Origin of the sequence: Copranaerobaculum intestinale (assembly GCF_009831105.1) — a bacterium.
Classification (GTDB): domain Bacteria; phylum Bacillota_I; class Bacilli_A; order Erysipelotrichales; family Erysipelotrichaceae; genus Copranaerobaculum; species Copranaerobaculum intestinale.
In genome coordinates this window covers 929,194-951,774 of sequence record NZ_WUUQ01000001.1, presented here as the reverse complement: position 1 = coordinate 951,774, position 22,581 = coordinate 929,194, and the positions used below count along the sequence as shown (strand labels likewise).

The 22,581-nt window shown below is 43.9% G+C and carries 21 protein-coding genes; 4 read left to right on the top strand and 17 right to left on the bottom strand.

The window, feature by feature from the left end:
* Positions 1-4 precede the first annotated feature (4 nt).
* The 14 genes from GSF08_RS04675 to srtB all read right to left on the bottom strand — a co-directional run bounded on the left by GSF08_RS04675 (position 5) and on the right by srtB (position 13,966).
* Positions 5-1,315 (bottom strand): D-alanyl-D-alanine carboxypeptidase family protein, encoded by a 1,311-nt coding sequence (locus GSF08_RS04675; protein WP_160624647.1) that lies wholly within the window; start codon positions 1,313-1,315, stop codon positions 5-7.
* A 78-nt stretch (positions 1,316-1,393) separates the two neighbouring features.
* The gene (gene rnc / locus GSF08_RS04670) at positions 1,394-2,077 is read right to left on the bottom strand and encodes a ribonuclease III (protein ID WP_160624646.1); all 684 of its coding nucleotides are present in this window, start codon (positions 2,075-2,077) and stop codon (positions 1,394-1,396) included.
* Between the two features lie 45 nt (positions 2,078-2,122).
* Positions 2,123-4,132 (bottom strand): ATP-dependent DNA helicase RecG, encoded by a 2,010-nt coding sequence (gene recG / locus GSF08_RS04665; RefSeq protein ID WP_160624645.1) that lies wholly within the window; start codon positions 4,130-4,132, stop codon positions 2,123-2,125.
* Positions 4,133-4,233: 101 nt separating this feature from the next.
* Positions 4,234-5,343 (bottom strand): GGDEF domain-containing protein, encoded by a 1,110-nt coding sequence (locus GSF08_RS04660; protein WP_160624644.1) that lies wholly within the window; start codon positions 5,341-5,343, stop codon positions 4,234-4,236.
* 257 nt (positions 5,344-5,600) lie between these two features.
* Positions 5,601-5,765 (bottom strand): hypothetical protein, encoded by a 165-nt coding sequence (locus GSF08_RS04655; protein ID WP_160624643.1) that lies wholly within the window; start codon positions 5,763-5,765, stop codon positions 5,601-5,603.
* A gap of 358 nt (positions 5,766-6,123) precedes the next feature.
* Positions 6,124-7,749, bottom strand: coding sequence for a DAK2 domain-containing protein (locus GSF08_RS04650; protein ID WP_160624642.1), 1,626 nt, complete (start codon positions 7,747-7,749; stop codon positions 6,124-6,126).
* Between the two features lie 9 nt (positions 7,750-7,758).
* Positions 7,759-8,121 carry an Asp23/Gls24 family envelope stress response protein gene (locus GSF08_RS04645; RefSeq protein ID WP_160624641.1) on the bottom strand — a complete coding sequence of 121 codons (363 nt, stop codon included), beginning with the start codon at positions 8,119-8,121 and terminating at the stop codon, positions 7,759-7,761.
* A 158-nt stretch (positions 8,122-8,279) separates the two neighbouring features.
* The gene (locus GSF08_RS04640) at positions 8,280-9,050 is read right to left on the bottom strand and encodes an FtsQ-type POTRA domain-containing protein (protein ID WP_160624640.1); all 771 of its coding nucleotides are present in this window, start codon (positions 9,048-9,050) and stop codon (positions 8,280-8,282) included.
* The gene (gene murB, locus GSF08_RS04635; protein ID WP_160624639.1) at positions 9,047-9,940 is read right to left on the bottom strand and encodes a UDP-N-acetylmuramate dehydrogenase; all 894 of its coding nucleotides are present in this window, start codon (positions 9,938-9,940) and stop codon (positions 9,047-9,049) included. Before murB ends, GSF08_RS04640 begins: the two co-directional genes overlap by 4 nt.
* Before the next feature lie 15 nt (positions 9,941-9,955).
* Positions 9,956-11,035: an undecaprenyldiphospho-muramoylpentapeptide beta-N-acetylglucosaminyltransferase gene (murG, locus tag GSF08_RS04630; RefSeq protein WP_160624638.1), complete on the bottom strand. Its 1,080-nt coding sequence runs from the start codon at positions 11,033-11,035 to the stop codon at positions 9,956-9,958.
* Between the two features lie 89 nt (positions 11,036-11,124).
* The gene (ftsW, locus tag GSF08_RS04625; RefSeq protein WP_160624637.1) at positions 11,125-12,213 is read right to left on the bottom strand and encodes a putative lipid II flippase FtsW; all 1,089 of its coding nucleotides are present in this window, start codon (positions 12,211-12,213) and stop codon (positions 11,125-11,127) included.
* A 60-nt stretch (positions 12,214-12,273) separates the two neighbouring features.
* On the bottom strand, positions 12,274-12,645 hold the full coding sequence (locus tag GSF08_RS04620) for a hypothetical protein (RefSeq protein WP_160624636.1): 372 nt from the start codon (positions 12,643-12,645) through the stop codon (positions 12,274-12,276).
* A complete protein-coding gene (locus GSF08_RS04615; protein ID WP_160624635.1) occupies positions 12,642-12,992 on the bottom strand; it encodes a LiaF transmembrane domain-containing protein in 351 nt (116 codons plus the stop codon). Before GSF08_RS04615 ends, GSF08_RS04620 begins: the two co-directional genes overlap by 4 nt.
* 191 nt (positions 12,993-13,183) lie before the next feature.
* A complete protein-coding gene (srtB, locus tag GSF08_RS04610) occupies positions 13,184-13,966 on the bottom strand; it encodes a class B sortase (RefSeq protein WP_160624634.1) in 783 nt (260 codons plus the stop codon).
* Between the two features lie 169 nt (positions 13,967-14,135).
* On the opposite strand from srtB, the gene GSF08_RS04605 reads away from it, so the two are divergent.
* Genes GSF08_RS04605 through GSF08_RS04590 form a run of 4 tightly spaced genes read left to right on the top strand, consistent with a single transcriptional unit; the run spans position 14,136 to position 17,407 of the window.
* Positions 14,136-14,396 (top strand): autorepressor SdpR family transcription factor, encoded by a 261-nt coding sequence (locus tag GSF08_RS04605; RefSeq protein ID WP_160624633.1) that lies wholly within the window; start codon positions 14,136-14,138, stop codon positions 14,394-14,396.
* 5 nt (positions 14,397-14,401) lie between these two features.
* Positions 14,402-15,049, top strand: a complete 648-nt coding sequence (locus tag GSF08_RS04600) for an SdpI family protein (protein WP_160624632.1) — start codon at positions 14,402-14,404, stop codon at positions 15,047-15,049.
* Positions 15,046-15,771, top strand: coding sequence for an ABC transporter ATP-binding protein (locus tag GSF08_RS04595; RefSeq protein WP_160624631.1), 726 nt, complete (start codon positions 15,046-15,048; stop codon positions 15,769-15,771). The genes GSF08_RS04600 and GSF08_RS04595 overlap by 4 nt, the downstream gene beginning before the upstream one ends.
* On the top strand, positions 15,764-17,407 hold the full coding sequence (locus GSF08_RS04590) for an ABC transporter permease (RefSeq protein WP_160624630.1): 1,644 nt from the start codon (positions 15,764-15,766) through the stop codon (positions 17,405-17,407). The genes GSF08_RS04595 and GSF08_RS04590 overlap by 8 nt, the downstream gene beginning before the upstream one ends.
* 45 nt (positions 17,408-17,452) lie before the next feature.
* Here the strand turns inward: GSF08_RS04590 and GSF08_RS04585 are convergent, their stop codons facing one another.
* The 3 genes from GSF08_RS04585 to GSF08_RS04575 all read right to left on the bottom strand — a co-directional run bounded on the left by GSF08_RS04585 (position 17,453) and on the right by GSF08_RS04575 (position 22,566).
* Entirely contained in the window at positions 17,453-18,358 is a 906-nt protein-coding gene (locus tag GSF08_RS04585) for an HD-GYP domain-containing protein (RefSeq protein WP_160624629.1), read from the bottom strand.
* Positions 18,359-18,476: 118 nt separating this feature from the next.
* Complete coding sequence (locus GSF08_RS04580; RefSeq protein ID WP_160624628.1) at positions 18,477-20,342, bottom strand: ABC transporter ATP-binding protein; 1,866 nt, start codon at positions 20,340-20,342, stop codon at positions 18,477-18,479.
* Entirely contained in the window at positions 20,335-22,566 is a 2,232-nt protein-coding gene (locus GSF08_RS04575) for an ABC transporter ATP-binding protein (RefSeq protein WP_160624627.1), read from the bottom strand. Before GSF08_RS04575 ends, GSF08_RS04580 begins: the two co-directional genes overlap by 8 nt.
* Between the last annotated feature and the right edge of the window lie 15 nt (positions 22,567-22,581).

Sequence of the window (22,581 nt, the reverse complement as noted above, 5' to 3'; positions counted from 1 at the left end):
CCTCCTACAAATACCGACGGTATTTTTTACGCCAGATAATAATGATAACCACCCCAAAGCATGCAGCGATCAGCAGCACCGTAGCTAAGGCATTTGTTTTGAAAAAATTCAAAATCGGTTCGCTGTAATACAGCAGCGGATTTCGGCCAATTTCTTCGGTCGAACGCATCTCCAAACTGGTTAACAATTCATTACCATACATAAATTCCAACTGTCCAAGCAGCTGCTGCTTTGCAATCGGGGTTTTTACTGTCTTTTCACCGATGAAGTGCTTTTTGACAGCATCCTCCTTCATATCCGACGGAGCCAGCGTAGTCAAATCTTTATCTGCCTTAAATTCCAGTTTGGATTGAGAAAAATTCCATTTTACCGGAAGTGTTAAATAAACCATTCCCTTCTTTACAATGGTTTTGCGTGCATAATTCTTAAAATAATACTGGTACATGGTATAGGCATCCATAATGTTATTGCCGCTGTTGTGATCCAGCCCGCCGTTTGCCGTAACCGCAAGATAATGCGTACCCTCATGCCATGCTGTTGAGGCCAAGCATAAGCCGCCGCCCTCCGTATAACCGGTTTTTCCTCCTTCGATCAGATTATCCTCATACCCTAGATTTTCAATTTGTCCCAGCATGGTGCTTTTCAGCTGTATGCCAGTTTCACGTACTTCATTGCCCAGCAGCGTATACTCTCTGGTTTTAAAAATTTTCAGAAACTGTTTATTTTGAATCGCTGACTCAAGCAGCTTTGCGATATCACTAACTGTAGCGTAATGATCGTCATCATCTAATCCTGTCGTGTTGACAAAATGAGTATTCGTCAATCCCAGCTCTTTTGCTTTCTGATTCATCAGCTTTACAAAATTTGCTTCACTGCCGCTGACATGAATGGCCAGCGCCCGCGCTGCATCCGCTCCACTGGCAATCATCGTCGCATACAGCAGTTCCCGCATTGTCACTTCTTCCCGCAGCAGGAAACCCGCTACACTCGCATTTGCCTCCAGCAGGCCTTCAAACACATCATCGTCCAATACCATGGTCTGATCCAGATCATCGATATGTTCAATTGCTACTAGCACGGTCATGATCTTCGTCATCGAGGCCGGATGAATCCGTTTATTTTGATCCTTCTGATACAGGATTTTCTGATCCGTCAGATCTATCAGGATTGCCTGCTCACTCTTTAGATCAAATTCATGTCCGTTGGCCACTAGCTTAGAAGCTGATGATGGCTGCTTAGCCTGTATGCTGACAATGGGCAGACAGGTGATCACAAGCAGCGCCAGCAATATTTTTTTACCAAGTTTTTTCAACATAACATCCCTCCCGAGCAACCGCTATTTTAACAGAGTTTCTTATGATTAGAAAAAAGCAATACGAATAATGTGTATTGCTTATTTTACCATTTTTTCAAACGCATCCTTCGCAGCCTGCTGTTCCGCCCGCTTCTTCGAATATCCAATGCCTTTTCCCAATGTGATATCCTCCAGCTTTACAATTACTTCAAATAATGGCTTATTACTGGGGCCGGTCACATTAACAACTTCATAGTGCACCGTTTTGCGGGAATCCGACTGCACATATTCCTGCAGCTTTGTTTTATAATCAATCACCCGTTCACTTTTCGGTGAGCGAATTGTCGGCGTAATCACTTCTTCCAGCAGCGTATTGATCGGCTCCAGTCCCTGATCCAGGTAAATGGCCCCTAAGAGCGCTTCAAACATATCCGCAAGAATTGAATCGCGATTACGGCCGCCGGTTTTTTCTTCCCCGACCCCCAGTTTCAAGTAGGCTGCCAAACCCAGCTTGCGGTTATAGGCTGCCAGCGCCTCTTCACAAACCAGCTGCGCGCGCAGCGTTGTCATCTTGCCTTCATCAAGGGGCGGCTGCATTAAAAACAGCTTTTTGCTGGTCCAAATCTGCAGCACGGCATCACCCATAAATTCCAACCGTTCATTATCGCACTGCGCATGCTTATGCTCATTGACATAAGAAGAATGCGTCAGCGCTACTTCAATCAGTTCTTTATTATCGTAAGGAATTCCCTTAGCATCCAGCCAATCGTATATTGTATCCATGATTTCACCAGTTCTTTCATTCTTTCCGTAATATTATAGCACACTTCAATCCAAATAACGCGTTTCATCAAGCTGTTCTTTCAACTTCTGATACAGAGGGGCAAACGCCGGTTCTTCCGCATGTTTCAATGCGTAGGCCGCATCAGCACGAGCCACCTCAAGAATATTTGCATCAGCAATTACATCCCCCAGAATAAAACCCGGGATACCGCTTTGACGTGTACCCAGGATATCACCGGGGCCGCGGATTTGTAAATCTGCCCGCGCAATTTCAAAGCCATCGTTCGTCCTCTCACAGATTTCCAAGCGTTTTAGACTATCTGGATCCTTTGTTGAAGTCAGCAGATAGCAATATCCGGGGCGTGTCCCTCTGCCGACTCTTCCCCGCAGCTGATGAATCTGAGACAGACCAAAGCGATGGGCATCGTAGATAACCATGATGTTGGCATCCTTCACATCAATACCGACCTCAATTACCGTAGTCGATACCAAAATATCGTATGCATGAGCCGCGAAGCCATGCATGACCGAATCCTTTTGCTGGGAGTTCATGCGTCCGTGCAGGAGCGCAATGCGATATCTTCGGCCGATCGCACTTTGAAGCGCATCATAAATATCTGTAACATTGCGTACCGCAAATTCTTCATTCTTTTCTATCGCGGGACAAACTATATAGCACTGGTTCGCATCATCGATCTGTTTCAGCACATCCTGCAAGATCGGCTGCATCGAATTCGCCTTGACCAGCTTCGTGGTTACCGGCATTCTTCCTTTTGGAAGCTCGCTGATGGTTGACACATCCATATCACCAAACAGTGACATTGCCAGGGTACGCGGGATCGGCGTTGCACTCATCAAAAGAAAATCCACCTTATCTCCCTTATCCAACAGCCGCCGCCGTTGTTCAACCCCAAAACGGTGCTGTTCATCCGCGACCACCATGCCCAAATCATAAAACTGTACTTCTTCTTGAAACAGCGCATGGGTACCGACCAGAATATCAATTTCATTATTTGCCAAGCGCTTCAAAACAGCGCGGCGCTCCGGCAGCCCCAGCGAGGCATACAATACTTCTACCTGCACATCAAAGTCCTGGAACAGCTGCTTCAGATTATCCCCGTGCTGCTTCGCCAGTATCTCCGTCGGCGCCATCAAAGCCGCCTGCTTATGAGCCAGTACGCAGGCATACATGCCGAATGCCGCAACCAACGTTTTCCCGCATCCAACATCACCCTGCACCATACGGTACATTATGCTCTCACTGTGCATATCATTCAGTATATCCTGGATGGTTTCCACTTGACCGCTTGTCAGATCAAAGCGCAGCGTTTTTTTCAATTCCCATACATCCTCATTATCAAATTGCTTTCCCGATTTGACCGCCGCGGTTTTCTCAACCTGCTTCAGCAGCTGCATCGTAAACTGAAACTTAAAAAATTCTTCATATTTAAGATGACGCAGACTCTGTTTGATTAACGATGAATTATTTGGATGATGCACACCGTAAATAGCATCCTTTCGGTCTATTAATCGGTATTTATCAAGAAATGGCTGCGGTATCACATTTTCAATCGTAGCGGATAATGCATCATAGGCTTTTCTGATATAGTTACGTATATCCTTTTGGGTGATACCCTCCTTCACCGTATAAACGGGTTCGATGCCAAGCTGTTCAGCCAGCGGGTTAAAATTATATTGCAGAGCGGTAATTTTACTGCCCCCCTCATATTTTCCGATTACCGTGATTTTTTTGCCAATCGCAAATGTGCTCGGCCACGGACGATTAAATAATGCAATATCAAACTCACCAGCCTCATTGTCAATTTTAAATCTGGTGATACTTTTATGATAACCGTAGCGAAAAACGCTCGCACGCGTAATAATGGTTCCCTCTAATGCTACTTTTCCGCCTTTTTCCCAATTTTCATAGGGAATAAATTCAATCTGTTCATAACGAAAAGGATAGTATGTCAGCAAATCCTCTGCCTTACCTATCCCCATGCTGTTTAACAATGCGATTTTTTTATCAGATATTTTCAGCGCTTTTAATTCCATGATATTATTATAGCTTGTAAATGAAATGCCCTCAAGTCAAAATAACGTTCAATCACCGGAGTTGCTGTTTTTTGATTCAGCCACCTTCGTTTCATGAATATTTAGGATTGCTTTTTCTTCATTTTACTTTTATACATCTGCTGATCGGCAAAAGAAATAAGGTCATCCAAAAGCACCGCATCGCTTGGATAGTGTGAAATGCCGAAGCTGACACCTCGAAACCGAACATTGGCGGAGGGTATGACAAAATCCAAACGGTGCAGGGCATCCAGCACATGCGTAACATCCTGCTCAAAAATCAACATCACAAACTCATCCCCGGAAATCCGAAACGTCAAGCCGGGACGACCAATCTCCTTGATCCGGGACGAAAACTCCTGTAAATATTGATCACCCATCAGATGCCCGTGATCATCGTTTATCTTCTTAAATTCATCAAGATCCATATATAAGAAGTAGAACGGTTTCCCCTCTGACATTTTCTGTTCCATTACCTTATCAAAAGCGAGCCTGCTGCCTACACCAGTCAGCGTATCTTTATAAACAATGCTCTGCAGTGATCCAATCTGATCACGTTTCATGAGAATTTCATAAAGCAGGATAAAGTTATAAAAAGCATTGATAATCAAGGCCAGAAACGCAATTATTTTCAAGGCTTTGCTTGTTTCAAAGATAAAATGCATATTAATCAGAAAGATACAGATAAACCAAAGCAAGCTGGTCAAGTTCAAATTTTGTTGGATTTTCTCATCCTGACACTGCATTAGGGCAATATATACCTGATTCATAAACTTGTTTACAAAATAATAGGTGATGAAAAACAATCCTGTCTGAATGATCATGACGATCACCGACAGCGATAAATATGATGTAAAAAGTGAGCCTAACTGTACCGATATAATAAACACGGAAAGGGTATAGATCCACGCAAAGCAAATAATATAGAAATGTTTATGGGTAGGACCTTCATACAAATAGTGCAGAGGCAGCAGATAAAAAAATCCGAACAGCGTAAACAAACCATTGCCGTTTCCATAGATGCCAAGCAAATTTATAATATATATTCCGGCTGTTATAAGGATCATAGTATAAATCAACAATATACTGAATACAGCAGAAAAGGGATAACGGCTGTTGGCATTTTTTCTAAAAATACAAAGATTCATCATAATGATTTCTAAAACAACAATCATTTCACATAAGAATTCCATATCTTGGCCACCTTAATTTTTTGTGAAAGGCCGCCCTGCATGACAACCTTTCAGTCTATGAAGTCACTCTTTCTATGAATCGTTTTGTAACGGGAAATATTGATTTTCATCCTATAAGCAAAGCGCAGTTCATTGATCTTGTGACTTGAATACGCACATCAGATATCCTGATCAAGCAGCCAACAATGCCATGAGCACTGATACATGAAAGAATGACCGCATCTCCCTTAATACTTATCATTTTTTAACACACATTCTTATGTATTTATTTTAACATGAAAAAGCATTGCCAAAACAGCAGATATTCCTGCTTGGCTGAAATTTCTTCTTATCTGGTAATAAACCATAAGATTCTTCATCCTTATTAATATTCTCGAAACACAAGGACCAAAATAAGCTTTGCGGGAATATCCTTTACCCATGCTTTATCTCCTTTCAGAATTACGACAACCGGCCTATTCAAGCTCCATGCGCAGTATGTATTTTGCGATCGCGCTTAAGAATCGCGGTTCAATGAAAAATTATCAGCAGCTGGTAATACATATCTGCTATTGTTTCTTTCGTCTAATAACCTTATTTGTAAAAGGTTCCTTATGCTGTTCAACTTTTGAGCTCCTTCAATATTGAAAAATATCAATTTGCTATAACTTTATTAACTTTACGTAATTTAAATAGACTTCAAGCCCTGGATGATTACCGCATATAAAAAGTGAACCCCCTTTTTGGGTTGTCCAATCTTTGGGGTTCACTTCATGATTCAGCACTGTATCTTTGCTTTTATTATTCAACACCGATGATAAAAGAATACACCGGCTGGTTACCGCGATTGACTTCTACTTCTGCTTCATAATTTGCTTCCAGATAAGATGTTACGTCGTGCAGCTCTTCATCGCTCACATCTTCACCGGCAATCAATGTAACAATTTCACTGTCCTCATCGATCAACTGACTCAACAGCTGTTTGGTCGCCTCTACCTTATTCGGAGTGGATACTGTGATATCTTTTTCTTTGATGCCCATGTAATCACCGGCTTTAATTTCAAGACCTTCGAAGGTAGTATCCTTGATCGCATAAGTGACCTGTCCGGTTTTTACTAATGATAGTGCATCGTTCATTTCCGCAAAATTGATGTCAAATTCAACATCCGGATTAAAGTTGATACATGCACACAAGCCCTGAGGTATCGTTTTCGATGGAATTACGTGTACCTGAGTATCTTCACAGACCGTAGCAGCCTGCTGGGCAGCTAATACAATATTGGAATTGTTCGGCAGAACAAAGATGTGTTCCGCGTGCAGCTTATTGATTGCTTCTACAAAATCCTCGGTAGATGGATTCATTGTCTGACCGCCGCTGATGACATAGTCAACCCGCAGTTCTTCAAACATATCCTTTAATCCGCTTCCGGCCGCAACTGCAATTAGCGCATATTTCTGTTTTGGTTTCTTTTCCGCTTTCGGAGTTTCCGCATTAATCAGCACATTTTCATGCTGCTCCTGCATATTTTCAATTTTCAGTTTCACAAACTCACCGTGACGCTGGCCAAGATTCAATGCATCACCAGGAGTCAGCGTATGCACATGCACCTTCACGATATCCTCATCCTGTACGCAAACGATCGAATTACCGATACGCGCCAGAGCATCTCTTAGCGCCTCTTCATTAAATGTCTTTTGGGCATGTTCACTCAGACGAATAATAAATTCAGTACAGTACCCGAATTCTTCACTCTCCATTTTTTCCGCTGCCATGGACTGCGTATCATTTGATTCACTGCGTTCAAACGGATGACCCTCGATTGCAGCCTGAAAGCCTTCCAAGATCGCTAATAAACCAGTACCGCCGCTGTCCACTACACCGACTTCTTTTAATACCGGAAGCAGATCCGGTGTGCGTTTCAGGGATTCTCTGGCTTCCTCCACCATTTTATCAACAACCTGCTTACAGGTTATGTTCTCAGTTTTCACAGCCATATCATACGTATAATCTGCTGCTTCGCGAATGACGGTTAAAATAGTACCTTCAACCGGACGCATAACCGCCTTATAGGCAACTCTTGAACCATTGACAAAAGCATTGGCCAACTGCAGGCCGTTTACTTCTTTCATACCTTCCACACCCTGATAAAGACCGCGGAAAATCTGTGATAAAATAACTCCGGAATTACCGCGAGCTCCCATCAACAAGCCTTTTGACAGAACCTTTGCCAGTTCGCTGACATAATTGGCATCCGTCTTCATCGTCTCTTTGACGCCGGCTGTAAACGTCAGAGTCATATTGGTGCCGGTATCTCCATCCGGCACCGGGAAAACATTCAGCGCATCAATATCGCTCTGATGGTTCATCAGATTATTTGCACCGCTTTCCAGCATCTGCTTAAATACTATTCCATTAATGATTTCCATACTCTATCCCTACTTTATTACCTTTACGCCCTGGACATAGACATTAATCGCATTAAATTCCAATTCCAGAGATTTTTCAAGCATATATTTTACTTTTTTCTGTGCTTCATGTACCACCTCGGAGATTTTAATACCATGAGACACAATAATATACAGATCGAGCTCTAACTGCCCTTCTTCATTTTGACGGACAACGACACCCTTCGAGTAATTTTCTTTTTTTAACAGTTCCGCCCAATTATCCTTCACCAGCTTCTGCGATGCCATACCTACGACACCGTAGCATTCGGTAACGACTCCTCCCGCAAGGGACGCAATCGCCTCGATGGAAATATTGATATCGCCAAACTGAGTGTTTTTCGTGATTGACATAATATTCCTCCTTATATCTAAATTATTATATCAAAGAAACTTTAAAATGCAAAACATTACCGATAATTTCCTGTAATTCCGGTTTCCTCGATATGCTTCATTCTTATTATACCGCGATTGACTTGGGTTACAACTAAAAAGCGTTCTCTCAAACGCTTTTACGGACATTTATTTTTCTGTATGCTGTTGGTGTCTTCATCAACGAACAAACAGACGTGTGATCCCTGCAGATAGGCCAAGATTTTCGTATACTGATCCAGCAGCTTGACCCCTTTCAGGGAAGTATAGACGCGGTTGCCGTCCTGCATAACCAGCTGCAGCATATTTGCATCATAATTGGTTGAATATGGATGTATTTCCGAAATCATGGAAATGATGGCATTTGTCGTTTGTGCATTCTTTCCCTTAAACGCTTTGGCAATTTTAGGAAGCTGACTTTTTTTAAAGCCGTCCAGCTGCGGATACAGCACCACGCTGCTTAAATATTTTTGATCAACATTCACAGTCTTGCCATTGGTCAGCAAAAGCTTCAGCTTACCGCCGTCCTCCGCAAGATAACCAACTACAGGAATTTCATTTACCTGTATGATAATCGCTCCATCCAGATTTTTCGATACATCGACTGAATCGATCAGCGGATCGTTTTCCAGCTTATGTGATATGTAAAAGCCGGGAACCAGCAAATACCGAGTATTATAGCTGAGTCCTGCTTTATTTAATATTTCTTCTTCGGTATAAAAGGTTGAATTCTTAACCGTCAAAGATTTTACTTTGGAATAATCCGAAACAAAATAAAGCGTTCCCAGCACTAAGATCATGCAGAAAAAACTCCAGCGAAAGATTTTCCATTTACGGCGACGGTGTTTCTTTCGAATTTGAAGTTCCTGCATTTTTCGATCATGTTCATCATAAATCTCGTCTAGCTTCACCAGTTAAAACGCTCCACTTCCATTTTCAATTCCATTTGATATTCATCCTGAACCCGACGCTGTATTTCCTCGACCAGCTCCATTACCTCACTGGCTTTTGCTCCTCCGGCATTTACGATAAAATTAGCATGCTTCTCTGAAACCATAGCGCCGCCGATTCGTTTTCCGCGCATGCCGATATCTTCGATCAGTTTCCAAGCCGGAATCTCTCCCGGATTGCGGAACACCGAACCGGCACAAGGATATTCCAGCGGCTGTGAGGCCAGCCGACGCGTTCGGCGCGAATCCATCAAATCCGCGATTTCCTTTTGATCACCCGGCTCCAGGGCAAATTTCACACCCAGCACAATCCAGTCAGGATGTTCCTGAAAGATGCTGTGACGATAAGAAAAATCTGCTTCATCCGCATCGATCCAAGACATCTCACCATCCCGATACACATAGATAGAGGTGACCACCTGTGACATGTCGCTGCGATAGGCGCCGGCATTCATAAAGACACAGCCGCCGATTGTCGCCGGAATACCACTGGCGAATTCCAAGCCGCTAAGACTTCGCTTCATTGCTTCGTGGGCTGCCAGAATAATACTGCAGCCAGCCTGTGCCACACAGGTTCCGTCTGCCTCAAAGCTTAAATCATTAAAGTAACGGTCGAGACAGATAATCGCTCCGCTGTAATCACGATCCGAAGCCAAGATATTACTGCCTTTTCCCAGCACCTTGAACGGCAATTGTTCCGCCTGCAAAATATCAATAATTTGGGTGAGTCCGATTTCACTTTTCGGATAAACCAAATAGCGGCACGCGCCGCCGATACGAAATGTAGTATGCTTACTCAGCAATGCGCTGCATTCCACATCACCGTATTGTTCTAATCGTTTTTCAATCATATACTCTTCACCTTTTCACTTCAGTAATTCTTCGATCCAGTCCAGCATATCCTCACAGGCATGGGGAAATCCAAGCTTTAAGGAAGCAGCCCGCATCGACTGCCGACGAATTGGATCGGACATGATTTTTTCAATAGCCTTATTCAGCGTTTTACCATCAAGCTTAGTTTCTTCTATCATCATGGCCGCCTTAGCATCCACCAGAACCCCGGCATTATAAAACTGGTGATTGTGTGCGACATAAGGACTTGGAATCAAAATTCCGGGAATTCCCATCGCAGTCATTTCGGCCAGGGTCGATGCTCCGGCACGGCAGATCATCAGCGATACGGCATCCATCAGCTGAAGCTGATCGACATAATCAACAACTGTAATATTCGTTTGCGAAAAACTGTTTTTCATTTCTTCATAGTTGTTTCTGCCGCTGACAAAAACAATCTGATACTGTGGATTCACTTCCGGCAGCGCCTGTTTCATCAAATCATTGACACTTGTTGATCCAAGCGATCCCATGACCACAAGAAGGATTGGTTTTTTGTCATTTAACCCCAGTTCCTGTAAATACGGCCTGGTTTTATCATGATCAATTTTCTGTACCATCGAGGCCCGCGGATTTCCCAGCAATCGGGTCTTCTCGCTGTCGAATACTTCCAAACATTTTTCATAGCAGATAACAATTGCATCAACTTTTTTAGCAACCGCCTTATTGGCAACTCCCACAATGGAATTCTGTTCATGAATCATCGTTTTCACATGACAGCTATGTGCCGCCAGCATGACCGGGGCGCTCACATAGCCGCCGAAACCAACGACGATATCCGGATGAAACCGACGGATTATTTTCTTTGCCTGCTGATAGCAGCGAGCGGTACGAAGCAGTGCCTTCGCCTTATTGATCAGTCCTCCGCTCAATCCGGAAGCATGTATCCCTTCAAAGGCGTAACCATGCTTTGGTATCTCAACCGCTTCCATGCGGTCATCGTTTCCAACAAACAATATTTCACATTTTGGATCGCGTGCTTTCGCTCCGTCAGCCAAAGCAATCGCCGGATATATATGACCACCGGTACCTCCGGTAGTAATCAACATTCTCATGGAATCACTCCCTGTTTTTTATTATACCATGGATTCAGTTTGCCCACGCTAATATTTTCATAAATTTCTGACTGATATTTCTTTCAAAATCAATCATAACTGCTATTTGCTATACTTATCAATAACCCCATACTACCCATCATAACCATAAGTGAACTGCCGCCGTATGAAATAAAAGGAAGGGTGATCCCGGTAACGGGAAAAAGTCCGACTACGACTCCCAGATTGATCATCACCTGAATCGCAAACAAGGCAATTAATCCGATCGCTACATAGCTTAAATAAGGATCGCCGCATTGCTTGGCAATTTTGACGCCCTCATAGATCACCAACAAAAAAACACTGATCAGCAAGGCGCAGCCGATAAAACCGAATTCTTCGGCAAAAATGGCAAAAATGAAATCTGTCTGCGGTTCCGGCAGATAAAAATTTTTCTGCATGCTCTGATCAAACCCAACACCAAGAATCCCCCCAGGCGCGATGGCAAACAGCGATTGGATGATCTGGAATCCCGAGCCTAAGGGATCCTTCCAGGGATTGACAAAGGATGTGATACGGGCTAGCCGATACGGGGCTGAAATAATTAAGCCGCCAAGGCCAACAGCGCCAAGAAATCCCACCCGCACAAAATAATGAAGCGGCGAATCCGCCGCCAGCACCATGACTACAATACTGCACACCATAACGATGCCGCTGCCGAAATCCGGCTGCAATAAAATCAAGCCAAAGCCCAGCATGGTCGCCATTGCCGGACGCAGAAGATCCTTCATGAAGGTTTTCACCCGATAGCGCTTTGCCAGAAAATCCGCAATGTAAATGATAATCGCAATTTTAAAGAATTCCGATGGCTGAATCAAAAACGATCCAGCACCAAACCAGCTGCGCGATCCATTGCGCTGAACCCCCAGACCGGGAATCAGCACCAAAATCAACAGCAGCACACAAAAGTAAAACAGCGGCTTGGCGTACTTCCGCAGACGCTGCAGATCAATTTTACTGAACACATACATAACCGCCAAGCCCAGCACCGCAAAAATTGCCTGGCGGCTCATAAAGTAATACGGATCATGAAACTTAAATTTTGCCCATACGCGGCTGGAGCTTCCGACCATAATAATTCCCGTCAAAACCAGGGTCAAAATAGACATTGTAAGAACTCGGCATTTTGGTTTCCACATAACTTCACCTCAATGCAGTATATGTAAAAAACATGAAAAAAAGTAGCCGCGGCTACTTTCTTATTTTTCTTTAAACGAGCCTTCTTTGAAAAATCGTACCGGTACCTGGACAATGTGCACATAACCTAGGACACTGGATACATCCACAGGTATCTCATAGCTGCCGGTTTTACCATCACACTTGCAGAAACCGATCACATTATCAGAGCTGATGATCGGTGTCACATCATCAGGGATGCGTACTTCAATATTACCAATTACTGTTTCCAGGGTCATAAACATCAGATTATGCAGATCGCAGTCCGTCAGATCCAAGGTGATGCTGGCAAACACACTCTCGATATGCACACTGTTGATCTTTCCCGATTCTACAAATGTATGAGCGGAAAAATAAGCTTCCTGGCGGATGTCGGCATATCCATCCTCATTCACATAGGACTTCTTTTTTTTTCGATCTTCGCCGTATGACTGCGTGACAGCAGCAGCTTCAGCCCGAAGATTACCAGAAAGATCGGAATGATGTAGGCAAAGCTCAGCCGGATACTGATCCAATCATTGGCAGCAGCCAAAAGGTAAGCTCCGAAAATCAGAAACGTCACATTACCGACATGGAAGCCTTCCTGGGTGATGGACCAAAGACATGGCAAAATGATAAACAGCGTCCACCATCCAGGGAAGAAAATACTGAAATACCAATATCCCATCAAATCTCCAATATATCCTGCACCAACTGCAATCAGTGCTAAGCCGATCAAACGGCGTCCTAATGTATCTCTCATTGCGTTCACCTCACGAAACATTGTTTTGTTGATGCTCTGATAATAACATAACATTGTTTTGTTGTAAAGTGTTTTTGTATGATTTCTTTCCAAAAAAACAGCAGTCAAAGAAAAAGGAATGATCCCTGTTCATTACAGAATCAATCCTTTATAGCTGCTTGTTTATGCTTGCTTACTTTTAGTTCACATTATTACGATTGTTCTTTTGCTTCCACTTTCTGAATCAGAGCATGTAATACATAGCGTTTATCGCTGATATCCGGTCCATCCTCATAGGAACAGGTAGACAGGGTTATGATCTTGTCTCCCTCCTGCACCGGTACATCAATTTTGAAATCCGCATTTTGCTTGATCATATCAATGTATGAGGAGAAGCTCGTCCATGAGGTATAGCCCATGATATAGGTATCAGAGCCATCCACGGTAGAGTACATGCTGATGATCGGGCATTTATAATTACCCTCTGCCGTCATCAGATACACATAACGATGCTTATTATAAAAATCCTCTTTTTTAAATTTTTCCAGTTCGGCAAACATTGTACCATGCTTGACATTATGACCATAAATGAAGGTATTCAAATCCTGAAAATCAGGATTGGCACGGTAATCCAAAAAAATCGCGCCGGCATAATTCTCGGCTTTTTTATAGGTATGATTCAAATAGTATTCATTGTCCTTGCCCTGTACGACCGCATAAGAAATATTTGTTCCCGGAATGGCGATCCACGCTTTAATGTCCGGATTGACCTTTTGAAGCTTCTTAAAATCAATTTTAAAATTTTCATCGATCTTTTCCAAATCTTTCGGAAGCTTGGCAATATCGTCAAGTGATTTTACTTCCTGCTTTTCCTCATGATTGGCAACATAAATACGATACAGCTGATAGCCGCTGAATACAAATACTCCCAGCGCTGCCACAAGCATACATGCATATAGTCTTTTCTTCCAAACTTTATCTAGTTTTTTTGGCATAAGTTCACCTTCCAAATATCATTTTATCACACATATGAAGAAAGCAAACAACAATTTTTTAAGAAAGCCGTAAGCCTTATCATTTCGATTGTCATCAAAATGATATTGACAAGCTTTGGTGAAGGTTTATAATGACATTTAGATAGATATCGAAATGAAAGGAGGAGTCATGAGTTTTCAGGAGACCTTTAAAGCATTGTCGGATCCGACCCGACGGGAAATCGTTGAACTGCTGAAACACGGAAAGCTCAGCGCCGGTGAGATATCCGCACACTTCTCCAGCAGTGACGCAACCATTTCACACCATTTGAATATTTTGAAAAAAGCTGGTTTGGTAATGGATGAGCATGTCGGAAAATATATCTACTACGAACTGAATATGACGGTTATGGAAGACATGATCGGCTGGTTTCGTTCCTTTAAGAGGTGATTTTAATGAAAAAATATTGGTTTATCATCACATTATGTATACTAATGCTGGGGGCTGGGGCGTTGACATACCCAAGTCTGCCGTCAAAAATCCCCATTCATTTTAACATACATGGTCAAATTGACGGCTACTGTGATAAGATTTATATATTTGCCATACCATTGATGACTGCGATTTTGTCAGCCGTTATGGCCTTTCTTCCCCACCTTGATCCGCACAAAGCGAATTATGCGAAATTTCAAAAATCGTACGATGCATTTATCAATGTTTTTGCTTTGTTTATATCCATGATGTTTGCAATTACGATGTATTCCGCCTACTACCCGAATTCCCTGGATGTACCGATGATCATTACCTTGGCAGTAGGACTGCTGGTAAGCTGGATCGGCAATGTCATGCCGAAGTTTCGATGGAATTATTTCATCGGGATTCGCTGTCCTTGGACGCTGGCAAGTGAACAGGTTTGGTTTTTGACGCATCGCTTTGCCGGAAAAGTTTGGATGATCGGCGGTCTGCTGATCATAGCCGGAGCATTTTTACCGCCGATGATCAGTTTCCTCTATTTGATCACTGTCGTACTGATGATGTCTTTTATACCTATGATTTATGCCTATTTAAAATATCAGGAAATTGATAAAGGAGAAAAAATATGATTGAAATTAAACATGTAACAAAGATTTACGGCGGTACCACAAAGGCGGTGGATGATATCGATATCACACTGCCCACCGGTGAAATTATTGGATTCATCGGACCTAACGGAGCCGGCAAAACCACTACGATCAAAATGATCACCGGAGTGCTGGCGCCGGATGAGGGAGAAATACTAATCAATGGGAAAAACATTGTCAAGGAACCGTTGGAAGCAAAGCGTGAATTTGGTCTGGTTCCGGATAATGCGGATATTTTCTTACGGCTGAAGGGCATTGAGTATCTGAATTTCATCGCCGACATTTACCAGGTGGATGGAGCTGTACGCAAAAAGCGGATCGAGCAGCTTTCCAAGACATTTGAAATGGAATCTGCTCTGCAGGATAAAATTCTGAGTTATTCTCACGGCATGCGGCAGAAAATTGTCATCATGGGTGTATTGATCACCGATCCTAACGTATGGATTCTGGATGAGCCGCTGACCGGCCTTGATCCCCAGAGCGCCTACTCCTTAAAAGAAATGATGCGGGAACACGCCAGCCGCGGCAACACCGTCTTCTTTTCGACCCATGTCTTAGAAGTTGCGGAACGGCTTTGTGATAAAGTTGCTATCATTAATAAAGGCAAGATAATCTATTTCGGAACGCTGGAGGATTTAAAGGCTGCTCACAGTGAGCTTAATTCCTTGGAAGACATCTTCCTGGAGGTTATCAGCCATGCGTAATTATATCGCTTTGACCAAGGTATTATTAAAAAACAGTACCGGCACGCTGAGCGATGGAAAGGCACGAAAAAGCTGGACCGTTCTGATTTTTATTTTACTGGCGGTCTGCTTCATCCCGCTGCTGGTGCCGCTATACAAGTTTTATGAATTGATGATTCAAGCGTATGCTCCCATTCAGCAAAGCGGCAGTGTCCTCGCTCTCAGCCTCTATCTGAGTGCTTTCATTACCTTCTTCTTTTCTCTTTTTATGATTCCCGGTGTCTTTTATTTCTCCCGGGATATTCAAAACTTGTTATATCTGCCATTAAAGCCGGCAACGATTCTCGCTTCTAAATTTACCGTCTGCTTGCTTTATGAATATATCTTTGAGGCCTTTTTGACAATTCCGGCTGTTTATGCCTTCTTTACTCTGGGTTATGGCTCACCGATGTTTCTGATCGCGTTCATCCTCGTCTTTTTGACCCTGCCGATCCTGCCGCTGGTGTATTCTTCCCTTATTACGATGCTGATCATGCGATTTATTCCGTTCTTTAAAGACCGTGATAAATTCAATTTGGTCAGCGGCTTTCTTGGTGTAATTGTCGGTGTAGGCTTCAGCATGTTTATTCAGCAGCTGAACTTCGCCGATGTAACGCAGATGACCAGTATGCTGATGCAGGGGCAGAATTCGCTGATTGCCGTGTTCTCCTATGTCTTCCCGAATATTTCATATGCAGCCTTAGCTTGTATCGATGGTGACATTCTGCAGCTGCTCATTTATTTGGCAATGGTTTTGGCGGCACTGGCAATCTTCCTCGGTTTTGCAAAGCGGCTGTACTTCAAAGGGGCAATCGGCATCAGCGAATCGAAGAGCTCCCGCAAGCGCTTCAGTGAAAAAGCGCTTACCAAACAGAGCGCTAAGAAATCCGTTATTTATTCCTATATGATGAAAGAAATCCGTTTGTTGGTACGTACGCCGATCTATTTCCTGAACTGTGTCAGCATCATGTTTTTGATGCCGATCATCCTGTTGATCTCTTTTGTCTCTCAGGGCTCCCTTGATTTGCTGTCTCAGATTCCATCGATCCCATTCAGCCGGGAATGGATCTTTGCGATGATCCTGATCGGCTGTGCGCTGGGAATTCTGTATTCCAATATGAATATGATTTCCTCTACCGCGATTTCCCGCGAAGGACAGAATTTTAATTTTATGAAATATATTCCGGTGTCTTACATTGATCAGATTAAAGCCAAGACCCTAGTCGGCTTCCTGTTCTCGGAGATCGGCATTCTAATTTTGCTGATTCCGGCCGCAGTGCTGCTCAAGCTGCCGCTATTATATGGAGCCATCATCATAATCACTTCCGCAGCCGCAAACCTCATGGGCAATTTGATCGGTATTCTCATTGATATCATTCATCCCAAATTGGTTTGGGAACAGGAAGCGGCTGCCGTTAAGCAGAACATCAACAGTATGATTCCGCTGTTGGTCGGTATGGCTCTGCCTGTGGGCATGATTTTCCTGATGTTTAAACTGGACTCTGATTATTGGACGATGTACAGTATCTTAATTCTGATCATTGTGATCGTACTCATTCCCATTTTGTATAAAGCTGCTGATAAACTGGCAGAAAAGCGATTCCGTACTCTGCAATAAAGATAAAAGGATGCACTTCAGTAAAGTGCATCCTTTTATATTGGTTCAATTTTCTATCGCGGAGTAATTTTTCATGATTCGCGCCGCTGAACCGTCCTCGACCCGTCGCTTCAAAATGGCGACAATCCTCGCATCGTATTTTTCCGGCTGGCCTTCCAAATAGGCAACCACATCCATCATCGGCTGAGGTTCATTATAAGTACGCCGACAGGTCATGGCATCAAAGACATCCGCAACAGCAATAATCCGTGCGTCCATACTAATTGCTTCACCCTTAAGGCCTTTGGGATAACCGCTTCCGTCCAGCCGCTCATGGTGCTGAGCAGCAGCTTCCGCAATTTTCACGCTTGTCGTTTCAACCAGCAGCCGATATGTATCCGCTGGGTGATTTTTGATTATTTCAAATTCTTCTTTTGTCAATTTTCCCGGCTTTTGCAGGATTTCCTTTGGGGTATAAACCTTACCTAAATCATGCAGGGCCGCTGCCGTCCCTAAATCAACAATATTATAACCGGCATCATAAGACAGCGCGAGCGACATGGCATAAGCGCTTACGCGGTTGCTGTGTCCGTATGTATACTTATCTTTTTCCTCTACCTTTTTGATCAATTCTCCATATTCACCTGCCGCAGCGACACTTTGATTATGTTCACTGGTAACCGCCAGCACGCGGGAAAATTCACTGGCGTGAAATTCCACGCTCTGGGTTGGATCTACAAATAAGAAAACATCATTTGCCTGATAATTTCTTGTCCCTTTTTGATCTTGTACCTTGAATGAGCCAGACAGTATGTAAAACATCGTGGTAACGCTGTAATCATTTGGGGTAAGCACAATCCGATGATCTGCCTCAACCGCATAATAGACAACCTGCATTTTTTGATCAGTTAACAATTCGACCGCCTTTGTAGTTTCATCCTCATAGAAAGATGATCCTTTTTTCACTTTCATTGCTGATCACTCCGCTTCTCGTCCTTCAAACGTATAAAACAAGAATATCAGATTCGATCTTTTTTTACAAGCGCCGGTCGATTGCTTATAAAAAAACGGAAGAATTTAAATTCTTCCGTCATTCTTCTTCAAACTGAGAATTATACAGCTGTGTATAGAATCCATTTTCTGCCATCAGCTCATCATGGGTACCGACTTCAACGATATCGCCCTCCCGCATGACCAGAATCAGATCAGCATCACGGATCGTCGATAAACGATGCGCGATAATGAAGCAGGTGCGGTTCTTCATCAAATTATCCATACCCTTCTGAATCAGAACTTCAGTACGGGTATCAACTGAAGAAGTAGCTTCATCCAATATCAGAATCTTCGGATCTGCCAGGAAGGCTCGGGCAATCGTCAGAAGCTGTTTTTGACCCTGAGAAATATTAGAGCTTTCTTCATTGATCTCAGTATGATAACCATGATCCAGCGTACGGATAAAGTGATCGACATAGGCTGCATCAGCGGCTGCGATTACTTCTTCATCGGTTGCGTCAAGACGGCCGTAGCGCAGGTTCTCCATAATGGTACCGTTGAACAGCCACGCGTCCTGAAGCACCATACCGAAGAGAGAGCGCAGATCACCACGCTTGAATTCCTTGATGTCAGTGCCGTCAACATAGATCGTACCGCTGTTAAGCTCATAAAAGCGCATCAGCAGCTTTACGATCGTTGTCTTGCCGGCTCCGGTAGGGCCGACGATCGCTACGCGCTTACCGGCATTGATATACATCGAGAAATCATTGATAACGATCTTATCCGGATTATAACCAAAGTGTACGTTTTCAAACGAAACCGTTCCCTTGATCAAAGAGTTGCCGGATTCATCAACAATTGGTTTCGGAGTTGTAGTTTCCGGTACCTCTTCCGGTTCTTCCAAAAACTCAAAGATCCGTTCTGCGGCAGCCGCTGCAGACTGCAGCGTATTCATAACCTGCGCGAGCTGTGAGATCGGCTGATTGAAATTTCGTACATAGGTAATAAATGCCTGAATATCACCGACCGTAATCGAACCGGCTGCGGCCAGCCATCCGCCCAGCAGGCAGACGCCTACATAACCAAGATTGCCGACAAACTGCGTGATCGGCATCATCATGCCGGATAAAAACTGACTCTTCCATGCAGTTTCATACAGGTGATTGTTATGCACTTTAAATTCATCGATGGATTTCTGTTCACCATTGAAGGCTTTCATTACGATATGTCCGCTGTACATTTCTTCAACGTGACCATTGACTTCCGCCAGATAGCGCTGCTGCTTTACAAAGTACACCTGGGATTTTTTCACAATGAATGAAACCAGGATCAAGGACAACGGAATGACACACAAAGCCATCAGCGTCATCTGCCAACTGATTGTCAGCATCATAATCGGATAACCGACTACCTGAATCGCAGACTGTACAGTCTGTGACAGTGATTGACCAAGTGACATCTGCAGCGTATCGACGTCGTTGGTCACACGTGATAAAACATCTCCATGCGGGCGGGAATCAAAATAGCTGAACGGCATGCGGTCGATCTTTTCCGCAATTTGTTTACGCAGTGAATATGCTGTTTTCTGCGTAGCCGTAGCCATAATGATACTCATTACATACTGCAGAACCGAGCTGACCAGATAAAGACCGATCAGAATACCGATGATCTGCAAAATATATTCGAAATCGATGCTTCCGGTTTTATAGACAACTCGCAAAAAGCCGGATACCAGCTCATCGGTTGCCTTGGCCAGAATTTTTGGCCCAATGATCATCAGAATAACACTGATTGCGGCAAATATGATACCGATCAGCATCTTTCCATAATGCGGACGCATAAATTTAATCAGTTTCTTAATGGTTCCGGAGAAGTCCTTTGCCTTTTCAACCGGACGGCCACCGCCGCCCATCGGTCCATGTCCAGGACGGCCCATAGGTCTTGAAGTTTTCTCATTACTCATTTCCTAGTTCCTCCTTTGACAACTGTGAATATGCAATTTCCTGATATACTTCACAGGATTTCATTAATTCCTCATGCGTTCCGATACCGGCAACCATTCCTTTATCCAATACGACAATGCGTTCTGCATGCATAATGGAGGAAATACGCTGCGCAACCAACAGCACCGTTGCTTTGGTCTGTTTTGTCAGCTTATTAAGCTCACCGCGCAGCTTGGCATCGGTCTTGAAGTCAAGCGCACTGAAGGAATCATCAAAAATAAAGATTTCCGGCTGTTTTACCAGGGCTCGAGCAATCGACAGACGCTGTTTCTGTCCGCCTGATACGTTTGTACCGCCTTGAGCAATCAAGGTCGCATATCCCTCCGGCTTCGAATCAATAAATTCAGTAGCCTGTGCGATATCCGAGGCAATACGCAGCTCTTCATCCGTAGCATCTGCCTTTGCATACCGCAGATTGCTGGCGATATCACCGGTGAAGAGTACGCCCTTCTGCGGTACATAGCCGATTTTTTCACGCAGCTCATGCTGGGTGACATCACGGATGTCTACGCCATCGACCAGAATTGCACCCTCAGTGACATCGAAGAAACGCGGTACTAGATTAATCACAGTTGATTTACCGCTGCCGGTACTTCCGATAAAGGCGGTTGTTTCCCCCGGCTTAGCCGTAAAGTTGATATCGTGAAGCACATCTTCTTCAGCTCCCGGATAGCGGAAACTGACATGCTGAAAGTCGATATAGCCCTTCTGCTCATCATTGAAATGCTTCGGTTCCTGCGGATCATGGATACAGAAGTCTGTTGACAGCACCTCCAGCACACGCTTTCCGGAAACACTCGCACGCGGCAGCATGACCGCAACCATCGCGATCATTAAGAAGGCCATGATAATCTGCATGGAATACTGCATAAAAGCCATCATATCGCCGACCTGGATGCTTCCGCTTTCGATCTGATGTCCGCCGACCCAGATAATCAGCAGGGAAGCACCGTTCATGACCAACGTCATCGCCGGCATCATACAGGACATCGTACGATTGATAAACAGCTGATTTTTCAAGATACGCTGATTGACATCATCAAACTTTTCTTCTTCGTTTTTCTGGTTATTAAAGGCGCGGACAACCGGCATGCCGTCTAAGAATTCTCTGGTAACACCGTTGATTTTATCAATCAGCTTCTGCGAGATCTTAAACTTCGGCATCGCCAGCATCATCAAAATGCCGATGATACCAAGCAGGATGATGACACACATCGCAATGATCCAGGTCATTGACGCGCCGGAGCTGATGACATGAAGAACTGCTCCAAACCCGATGATCGGTGCATAAACGACGATTCTTAAAAACATGACCATGACCATCTGTACCTGCTGTACATCATTGGTCGTACGGGTGATTAAAGAGGATGTGGAGAAGCGATTGAATTCCTCACTGGAGAAATTTTCAACCTTCTTGAATACATCACCGCGCAGATCCCGAGAGAAACCGGCTGATACACGTGATGCCAGCAGACCTACTAGGATCGCACACAACGCGCTGCCTAAGGCAATCAGCAGCATCTTCGCTCCGGCGATCATGATATAGTTATCTTTCATTGCATCGGTATCATACCCGATGGCCTTCAGCTCATTTTTGACAAAAGCTGCCCCGCTGGCTCTGGTAACCGACGCGCCGATTTTCTTAATCTGCTTATCGATCATTTTCTCCTGGGCCTTCAGCTGATCAGCCGGCATCATGGAGATCATCTGAAATGGATCAGTAATATGATACTGATTCATCATCTTATACAGATCACCGTCTTTATCAGCAGCACTTTTGGCAATAGCGGTAACCATCATTTCCGGCTTCACCAAAAGATCATTCAGCTTATCACGATTTTTACTGCTGATATCCTTTAACTCATAAACGTTTTCCTTTTTTAGGACCGGATAGTCCTGAAGCTGATCCTTAGCGGCATCACCGGTTTTGATCAGCCGATAACTGTCTTCAAAAAATGCTTTATCGGCATCAGACATAAAGAGTGTGAGATGCTGAAACTCGCTTTCCCGGATAGCCAAGGGTACTCCGTCTTCAATACCGCCGTTTTGAATACCGGTATCCACGATGTTTGACATATAGTCAGGCAAAGCCAGCTCACACTGCGCCTGCCCAAACAATAAGGCAATGATCGCGATCACCGGAATCAGGAACGGTTTTATATATTTCTTTACTAATTGAAACATATCCTTACTCCTTTC

Coding starts and splice junctions, on each gene's coding strand:
- GSF08_RS04675 (WP_160624647.1), bottom strand. CDS start 1,315: ATGTTGAAAAAACTTGGTAAAAAAATATTGCTGGCGCTGCTTGTGATC.
- rnc (WP_160624646.1), bottom strand. CDS start 2,077: ATGGATACAATATACGATTGGCTGGATGCTAAGGGAATTCCTTACGAT.
- recG (WP_160624645.1), bottom strand. CDS start 4,132: ATGGAATTAAAAGCGCTGAAAATATCTGATAAAAAAATCGCATTGTTA.
- GSF08_RS04660 (WP_160624644.1), bottom strand. CDS start 5,343: ATGGAATTCTTATGTGAAATGATTGTTGTTTTAGAAATCATTATGATG.
- GSF08_RS04655 (WP_160624643.1), bottom strand. CDS start 5,765: ATGGGTAAAGGATATTCCCGCAAAGCTTATTTTGGTCCTTGTGTTTCG.
- GSF08_RS04650 (WP_160624642.1), bottom strand. CDS start 7,749: ATGGAAATCATTAATGGAATAGTATTTAAGCAGATGCTGGAAAGCGGT.
- GSF08_RS04645 (WP_160624641.1), bottom strand. CDS start 8,121: ATGTCAATCACGAAAAACACTCAGTTTGGCGATATCAATATTTCCATC.
- murB (WP_160624639.1), bottom strand. CDS start 9,940: ATGATTGAAAAACGATTAGAACAATACGGTGATGTGGAATGCAGCGCA.
- murG (WP_160624638.1), bottom strand. CDS start 11,035: ATGAGAATGTTGATTACTACCGGAGGTACCGGTGGTCATATATATCCG.
- ftsW (WP_160624637.1), bottom strand. CDS start 12,213: ATGTGGAAACCAAAATGCCGAGTTCTTACAATGTCTATTTTGACCCTG.
- GSF08_RS04615 (WP_160624635.1), bottom strand. CDS start 12,992: ATGAGAGATACATTAGGACGCCGTTTGATCGGCTTAGCACTGATTGCA.
- srtB (WP_160624634.1), bottom strand. CDS start 13,966: ATGCCAAAAAAACTAGATAAAGTTTGGAAGAAAAGACTATATGCATGT.
- GSF08_RS04605 (WP_160624633.1), top strand. CDS start 14,136: ATGAGTTTTCAGGAGACCTTTAAAGCATTGTCGGATCCGACCCGACGG.
- GSF08_RS04600 (WP_160624632.1), top strand. CDS start 14,402: ATGAAAAAATATTGGTTTATCATCACATTATGTATACTAATGCTGGGG.
- GSF08_RS04595 (WP_160624631.1), top strand. CDS start 15,046: ATGATTGAAATTAAACATGTAACAAAGATTTACGGCGGTACCACAAAG.
- GSF08_RS04590 (WP_160624630.1), top strand. CDS start 15,764: ATGCGTAATTATATCGCTTTGACCAAGGTATTATTAAAAAACAGTACC.
- GSF08_RS04585 (WP_160624629.1), bottom strand. CDS start 18,358: ATGAAAGTGAAAAAAGGATCATCTTTCTATGAGGATGAAACTACAAAG.
- GSF08_RS04580 (WP_160624628.1), bottom strand. CDS start 20,342: ATGAGTAATGAGAAAACTTCAAGACCTATGGGCCGTCCTGGACATGGA.
- GSF08_RS04575 (WP_160624627.1), bottom strand. CDS start 22,566: ATGTTTCAATTAGTAAAGAAATATATAAAACCGTTCCTGATTCCGGTG.